This window comes from Salinispira sp. (genome assembly GCF_059431795.1).
On record NZ_JBXWXS010000030.1, the window covers coordinates 23,588 to 30,317 of the forward strand.

Consider the following 6,730-nt stretch of genomic DNA (forward strand, 5'->3'; position numbering starts at 1 on the left):
ACCGGCTTGGAATACTGCTGAACGCAGAACGGTTAGGCCTTCTCAGCGGCAGCCTTCACATCCTGCAGATCCTTTCGGAATGCCGCGGAGGTATCTTTGCGGATCTTCCCGCCCAGGATTGCGTTGAGCAATTTCGAAACGAGTGTAACCGGGGTGGCTGTGAATTCAATTCCCAGATCGCTGTGATCCTTGTGTGCATGGATGGTCCAGCGGGAGATATAGACGGTACCGTTGTTCTCCGCTCTGCTGTTTATATACAGCGGCTTTTTCGCGTCGGTAATCCACATAATTTCTTCCGCGCTTTTGCCGTTGAACTGACGTATTTCCTTCCACTTCAATCCGGCAAGTTCATCCCCGCCTTTTTCAAGTATTTCAACCCCTTCAACTGCAGAGATGATCTCATGCTTCTTTTCTATTTGTGAAATAACTTCCCAGACTTTTTCTGCTTGTGCATGTATGCGCACACTAACCGATAATTGCATCTATCCTCCTATAGGATCTGCCAGTGCCTGATTCGCTCTGGCTTTAATGGGCTGTTGAGAGTATAGGCTATAATGATTCTTTGTACTTCCGTCTACGGCGCGAAATTGGCGAATTTTTTTGATCCTCGAGTTCAAAACACTAAATTCATGGAATGTTTCCGCTATTTCCCAGGTACCTTACATTCTGCAAGAAGGTTTCCTTAGCTGAAATATAGAAGTACGGCTTTTTCCATATCATCGGATTCTGATAATCCACATATCCGGTCATCTGGCCGTTCTCTCCGTAGATACAAAAGCTGCACTCAGCGTTTCAACTCAAGCTCCACCACCAAATCCTCATCGTCCCTGATAAACCGGCCGAGAATTTTTCTGCTGGCTTCCTCAACATCCGCAAAACTCAGGCCCCAAACACTGCCGTCTTTGGACGGTTCACTCCAGACTGTTTCGCCACGGATTTCCAGAAGGCTCTCCGAAAGATGGGGTTTACATACAAAGAGATCGAAATGGCCGTTCAGCCGTGGATCGCCATTCCGGCTGAGGTTCATCATCAGGCCGTTGAGCGAAATATTCAGCACTTCGCCTATTTGCTCCCGCCCCTCATCTGTACGCTGATAAATGGGCCAGGAGATATCGCTTCTGACCTGTTTTCTCCGGTTTTCCATGTATTCAACTATAGGATGTTCCCCGCCGGAGCGCAAACTCCAGCGGGAAACTCATGTGAATCGCTTTGCGTCAGCGTCCCTCATAGCTGGCGGAACCGAAGGCCAGAATGGGGTAAAAGATAAAGCTTAGAAATATGAGTCCCAGAGCGAAGCCGGTTCCTTTTCCAAACACCTTTGCAAGGTCTACAAGCATCATAATGGCTATCACCACGTTCACCACAGGAATAAAAAAGAGAATGATCCACCAGATGGGCCGCTGAACGATTTCCAGCATCACTACGATGTTGTAAATGGGAATAATCACCGCCCATCCCGGTTTACCTGCCTTGGTGAAAATTTTCCACCCGGTAACAAGGTAAAAAACGGCAACGGCGAGCATGAGCAATGTTGTTGCAATGCCGAACTGAGCTCCAAGCTCTGAAGTATAGGGCTCCATAAAACCTCCTGTATGGAAATAATGGTATTTTATTAGAGTCTAATATACTTGGAGTAAATCTGCCCGAAATTATCAGAAATTTTTACTTGTAGATACAATTATTTTTCCGTACCTTGTTCTCAAAGAGTCCCGCTACCCCGGGGAAAAAGGAGCCCATCCATGAAAAATTATGATGTAATCATTATCGGAACCGGCCAGGCCACCGGCACTATCCTGCCGGAACTGCTTAAGGAAGGATTATCAGTAGCCACCGTGGAATCCGACCGTGTCGGGGGCAGCTGCGTGAACTGGGGCTGCACCCCCACCAAAACCCTCATAGCAAGTGCCCGGGCTTCACACATGGTCAAGCGGGGGCCGGATTTTGGGATTTCCTCTGGCGGGGCGGCCGCCGGCGGGTCTACCACAGACGGGGCCCAAACAGATTTTGCCCGGGTAATGGAACGGGTGAACGGCATCCGGATGCCTGCCACCGATGGTTTTCAGAAATGGCTGGAAGAGAGCACCGATTTTTACCCCGGCAGGGCCCGATTCATCGATTCCCGAACTGTAGAAATAGACGGCACCCGGATCTCCGGCAGTGAGATTCTCATACACACCGGTACCCGGGCCAGAATCCCGGAGATTCCAGGTCTGAACAGCGTAGCCTGGGTGGACAATTCGGGTATTCTGGATCTGGAGGAGCTCCCAAAACGGCTTCTGGTTCTCGGAGGATCGTACATCGGGGTGGAGTTCGCCCAGGCATTCCGCCGCCTGGGCAGTGAAGTTAGCATTATCCAGCACAGTGAACGGCTGGTCCCCCGGGAAGATCCTGATATCAGCAGTGAACTGCAGAAGGTGCTGGAATCCGAGGGTATTCGGATACTCACCGGGACGGAAGCTCTCCGGGCATCGCCGGTCAGCAATGGCGAACTGGAACTGGAGGTCAACTCTCCCGGCGGGGAAACGGAGATCCTCCGTTCTGACATTCTCCTCATAGCCACCGGGAGGAATCCCAACAGCGATGGGTTGAATCTGGAAGCCGCGGGGGTGAATACCGATGAGCGGGGTTTTATCAGCGTAGATGACGTCTGCCGCACCTCCGTCAGCCATATTTATGCTCTGGGAGATGTAAACGGCAGGGGGGCATTCACCCATACTTCGGTCCACGACGGTCAGGTGTACCTATCTCAGAGAAAAGGAGGCTCCAAAACCGTGGCTGACCGAACATTGATCTATGCTCTCTACAGCGACCCCCCTCTGGCCCGTGTAGGTTTGAACGAAAGCATGGCCCGTGCCCAGGGAGTTCCCTACCGACTTGCACACATGCCCATGGAGAACGTCGCAAGAGCCAAGGAACGGGATGAAACCGCAGGACAAATACGGATATTGGTGCATCCGGAAAATAACAGCATTCTTGGGGCCACAGTGTTCGGGGTGGGGGGCGATGAGATTATCTCCATGCTTGCCCTTGCAGTACAGGCAAAACTCCCCTACACCATCATTCAGAACACCGTATTCCCTCACCCCACCGTTTCTGAACTGATACCGTTTATGTTCGATGGATTAAGTGAAATACAAACCTCAGGCTAATCAGCTATTTTTGCATATTCACTCCGCCATTCATTATAGTTAATACGAGGAGTTAATGATGAAAACTGTCAGCAATTCCATAGCCCTGGTGGCGGGAGGTACGGGCTACGTGGGCGAAGGCATTGTAAAAAGCCTTCTGAACAGAGGTGCCCGGGTTGTGGTGCCTTTTCGCAATTCCGGAAAGGCGGACAGCCTGCGCGGGGCTGTCCCGCCTGCGCTCCTGGACGGCCTGGATCTGCAGCACACGGTAATAACCGATGAGGCTTCCATGGATCATCTGATGAGCTATGTTATCGAGACATACGGCCGCCTGGATATGGCAGTGGCGTCTCTGGGAGGATGGTACTACGGATACAGCCTGCACCGTATGCCCCTGAAAGACTGGCAGACCCTGCTCACCAATAATCTCAATTCCCATTTCATGTTTATGAAACCGGTGATGGAATACTTTTACCAGGTGAATGATGGGGAATATGTGATGATTAACGGCTCGGCCAGTGAAAAACCCGTTCCGGAATCCGGGGCCATCTCTGTACTGGCAGGGGCTCAAAAAATGATGGGACAGGTCCTCAGAGAGGAAGCCCATGGCACCAGAATCCAGGTTTCCACCCTCATCCCCACCCAGCCGTTGAAAACCAGGGAGCGAATGGTGGATAACATGGACAGCTGGTTCAGCGCCGAGGAGCTTGGACAGCTGATATGTGAAATTATTGAGGAATCCCGTCCCCGAAACGAAACCGGAGTGTATTATCTATGATTTTCAGGCAGGATGAAATTGAGCTTTCACCCCACCCCAGAGGATGTCATCTGGTTACCCGGGATATCTTCAGCCAGCTGCAGTGGATCAACGAGTTCTCCCAGGGGCTTGTTCATCTCCATATAGCCCACACCTCGGCCTCACTAATCCTTAATGAAAATGCCGATCCTGAGGTACGGGTTGATATGGAAGCCATTCTTAATCATTTAGTACCCGGCGATCTGCCCTTTCTTACCCACACCTATGAAGGTGCAGATGACATGCCCGCCCACGCCAAAGCCGCCTTGCTGGGTTCCTCGGTGGAAATCCCCATCAACGGCGGCCGCCCGCTTCTGGGAACATGGCAGGGGATATATCTCTGTGAACACCGCAACCGTGGAGGCCGACGAAGAATTATTGCAAGCGCATGGGGCGAAGCCCGGGTACAATAGGCCGGTCTCCCAGCCATTATTCATCCCGGGCGCTCCAGAAGACTCTATCTACTCCCCTTCCGCAATTGGAGCGGACAGGAGATGGGTGCGGAAAAATTCTGCCGTCTCCATACGAAGCTCTTCTGCAAAATCGAAGGGATCCACCTCCCCGAGCATCCCCAGCCAGCGGACAACCGGCGCGTACATGTAGAGGGTGGTGAACTGCTGATGGGTTGTTCCGGCAATCTCGGTCAACCTAACCCGATCCGGGTTCTGTGCACGGACAAATGGAACCAGGTACCCGTCGTTAATTCCTCCGTTCCAGCTTTCGCTGCGGACAAAACGTGAGGGAATGGTCAGCTCCCGATCCATAAGATCGAAACCCTTCCCCCGGTCATAACCGTCTCGCTCCAAGGCATCAGCGGCAATGGGTTCCACCCAGGCATCGTAGACCATCAGTGCATCGGGCCGTGGATCGCTTAAAGCAAAATGGACCATTGCGCCCCCGCCGGTGGAATGTCCGATTACCCCTGTACGGGTGGTATCGATTCGATCCTGAAGAACGGAAAGACGCTCAGGACCTGCGTGGGGCAGTCCCCGGTTTACCAGGCTGAGCTGATCCAGGAGAAAGGAACTGTCGGAACTGAAGGTTTTTACAAGCTGGTTTGCTTCCAGAATAAAACTGTCCCGCTGATTCCGGTCCGGCAGCACATCATCCGAGGAGCGAACTATGCGCCCGTCTTCAAAACGCACCGCAGCGCTGCCGTAGTTATGCTCGGGGGCGGCAACCAGAAATCCCCGGCTGGCAAGCTCTTCTGCAATGTCCGCATGAAGCCCCCGGTAGCCCTCCCAGCCGTGGGATATGAGAATTACCGGTATGGTTCCCGTATCGGATGCGGGCGCAAGGCCCCGATAGCTGTTGGATTTCATGAACCGGGTATGATCCCAGATGAACGGGGGAAAGCCATGGTTTTTCACGATTGAACGGACCTGCCGGGGGCCGTCGCTCATCCAGTCTTCCGGGTCCTGACGCCCGACGGGTGGCTCGCCGGGGTACCAGAGCTGGACGCGGATTTTTCGGTGCTCCTGAACGGATGAATATGCTTCCATTCTGCTTTCATCCACCAGATCATACACGAGAGTGCCAACCGGATAGGGACCAGAGGGATCAGGAAGGTTTCTGGGCGGCATCGCTATTCCCCAGAGAAGGAGCAGGGCAACAAAAGCCAGGGAGCCGACAATCGCCCCGGATATCAGCACAATTTTCTGAATATGTTGTTTCTTCATGCTGGAAAGCATATCGCCGTCAGGCTAGCGGAGGCAATAGATTTATAACATGATTTTTTGATGAGGCGATTTCGAAAATCAGCGATTTTGAATGACGCTCAGATGTCCGGAATATGGTACGGCCCGACTATTTTTTCCCCCGATGCTCTGAGTTGTTATTTCTGAAGTATGGAGAGGGTTTGGAAAAACCGCAGAAGGCCACCGGCAAAGGTCAGTCCTGCCATTATGTACGCCAAAAGGGAGAAGCTTCCAGGCAGGAGCATCATCAGAGTGAAGAACACTATGGTCTCAAACCCCTCAATCAGCCCCCGGGGCATAATCATGGAGGTACTCCCCCGGGCATCCCCCCTGGTTCGCCTCTTTTCCATAAGGGCGGATCCGGACATCCACACCGCGCCATTAATATAAAAGCTGCCAAGGAGTACCGCGGCTGCCAGAAAACTCCCGGAGCTTCCCAGCCTTATAGATATGGCCAGGGGTATTGCGCTGTAAATGATAAAGTCGGCGATAATATCGATGTATCCGCCGCTGTCACTTTGCTTCCCGTAGCTCCTGGCAACCAAACCATCCAGGCCGTCCAATATCCGGTTTAACGCCCATAAAACCAGGGCAGCAATGGTGATTCCCCGGACAAGCAAATACACGGCACCCAGACCGGCAGTAAAAGAGAGCATGGTAATTGTGATGGGGTGGATGTGTTGAAAAGGCCGGATTATAAGAGACAGGAGTCGGTCTTTCGCTACCCTCAATTCGCTGTCAAACATCCCTATCCTCCACGCCGGAGCTGTTGTGTATCTTCCTCTGCTGTAGTTCTGTTTCCTGCGGGGTTTTAACTCCCCCATGTCCTTCAGTCCGGGGATAGGGGAGAAACGGTTCGGCAACCATTCGATCAATTCGGTTCACCCGGGCATCAATAAGCCCGGGCATTCCCACCTTCATACGACGTTCACCGTCCCGGGGCCTGTGGGTGTATGTGGAAAAAATTCTGTCCCACACAGAAAGAAAAAAGCCGAAATTGCTGTTTCTCTCATCGGCATGGAGCGAGTGATGTGTGCGGTGCATCTGAGGGGTGATAATGAATTTTCTCAGCCATGCCTCAAGCCTCGGGGGAATACGGAAATTCCCAT

General features: G+C 52.5%; 9 protein-coding genes. 3 read left to right on the top strand and 6 right to left on the bottom strand.

The genetic code is table 11. The features are described 5' to 3' along the window. Positions 1-32: 32 nt before the first annotated feature. From AC52PS_RS09860 to AC52PS_RS09870, 3 genes are all read right to left on the bottom strand, one after another. Positions 33-482: an SRPBCC family protein gene (locus tag AC52PS_RS09860; protein ID WP_495562895.1), complete on the bottom strand. Its 450-nt coding sequence runs from the start codon at positions 480-482 to the stop codon at positions 33-35. Positions 483-784: 302 nt separating this feature from the next. Further along, positions 785-1,144: a PilZ domain-containing protein gene (locus AC52PS_RS09865; RefSeq protein WP_495562896.1), complete on the bottom strand. Its 360-nt coding sequence runs from the start codon at positions 1,142-1,144 to the stop codon at positions 785-787. Positions 1,145-1,214: 70 nt separating this feature from the next. After that, positions 1,215-1,580, bottom strand: a complete 366-nt coding sequence (locus AC52PS_RS09870; RefSeq protein ID WP_495562897.1) for a DUF5684 domain-containing protein — start codon at positions 1,578-1,580, stop codon at positions 1,215-1,217. A 159-nt stretch (positions 1,581-1,739) separates the two neighbouring features. Here AC52PS_RS09870 and AC52PS_RS09875 point away from each other — a divergent pair, with 159 nt between their 5' ends. Genes AC52PS_RS09875 through AC52PS_RS09885 form a run of 3 tightly spaced genes read left to right on the top strand, consistent with a single transcriptional unit; the run spans position 1,740 to position 4,337 of the window. After that, positions 1,740-3,149, top strand: coding sequence for a mercuric reductase (locus tag AC52PS_RS09875; protein WP_495562898.1), 1,410 nt, complete (start codon positions 1,740-1,742; stop codon positions 3,147-3,149). 58 nt (positions 3,150-3,207) lie between these two features. Beyond that, positions 3,208-3,906, top strand: a complete 699-nt coding sequence (locus AC52PS_RS09880) for an SDR family NAD(P)-dependent oxidoreductase (RefSeq protein ID WP_495562899.1) — start codon at positions 3,208-3,210, stop codon at positions 3,904-3,906. Continuing rightward, positions 3,903-4,337, top strand: coding sequence for a secondary thiamine-phosphate synthase enzyme YjbQ (locus tag AC52PS_RS09885; protein ID WP_495562900.1), 435 nt, complete (start codon positions 3,903-3,905; stop codon positions 4,335-4,337). The genes AC52PS_RS09880 and AC52PS_RS09885 overlap by 4 nt, the downstream gene beginning before the upstream one ends. Positions 4,338-4,385: 48 nt before the next feature. Here the strand turns inward: AC52PS_RS09885 and AC52PS_RS09890 are convergent, their stop codons facing one another. From AC52PS_RS09890 to AC52PS_RS09900, 3 genes are all read right to left on the bottom strand, one after another. Continuing rightward, positions 4,386-5,603, bottom strand: coding sequence for an alpha/beta hydrolase family protein (locus AC52PS_RS09890; RefSeq protein WP_495562901.1), 1,218 nt, complete (start codon positions 5,601-5,603; stop codon positions 4,386-4,388). Positions 5,604-5,758: 155 nt separating this feature from the next. Beyond that, positions 5,759-6,367, bottom strand: a complete 609-nt coding sequence (locus AC52PS_RS09895; RefSeq protein ID WP_495562902.1) for a CDP-alcohol phosphatidyltransferase family protein — start codon at positions 6,365-6,367, stop codon at positions 5,759-5,761. Continuing rightward, positions 6,360-6,730 (bottom strand): sterol desaturase family protein (locus tag AC52PS_RS09900; protein WP_495562903.1); only part of this gene is annotated, 371 nt, incomplete at its 5' end. The genes AC52PS_RS09895 and AC52PS_RS09900, both read right to left, overlap by 8 nt.

Bases quoted from the DNA above. Each gene is read 5' to 3' on its own strand.
- AC52PS_RS09865 (WP_495562896.1), bottom strand. From the start codon at position 1,144: ATGGAAAACCGGAGAAAACAGGTCAGAAGCGATATCTCCTGGCCCATT.
- AC52PS_RS09870 (WP_495562897.1), bottom strand. From the start codon at position 1,580: ATGGAGCCCTATACTTCAGAGCTTGGAGCTCAGTTCGGCATTGCAACA.
- AC52PS_RS09885 (WP_495562900.1), top strand. From the start codon at position 3,903: ATGATTTTCAGGCAGGATGAAATTGAGCTTTCACCCCACCCCAGAGGA.
- AC52PS_RS09890 (WP_495562901.1), bottom strand. From the start codon at position 5,603: ATGAAGAAACAACATATTCAGAAAATTGTGCTGATATCCGGGGCGATT.
- AC52PS_RS09895 (WP_495562902.1), bottom strand. From the start codon at position 6,367: ATGTTTGACAGCGAATTGAGGGTAGCGAAAGACCGACTCCTGTCTCTT.
- AC52PS_RS09880 (WP_495562899.1), top strand. From the start codon at position 3,208: ATGAAAACTGTCAGCAATTCCATAGCCCTGGTGGCGGGAGGTACGGGC.
- AC52PS_RS09875 (WP_495562898.1), top strand. From the start codon at position 1,740: ATGAAAAATTATGATGTAATCATTATCGGAACCGGCCAGGCCACCGGC.
- AC52PS_RS09860 (WP_495562895.1), bottom strand. From the start codon at position 482: ATGCAATTATCGGTTAGTGTGCGCATACATGCACAAGCAGAAAAAGTC.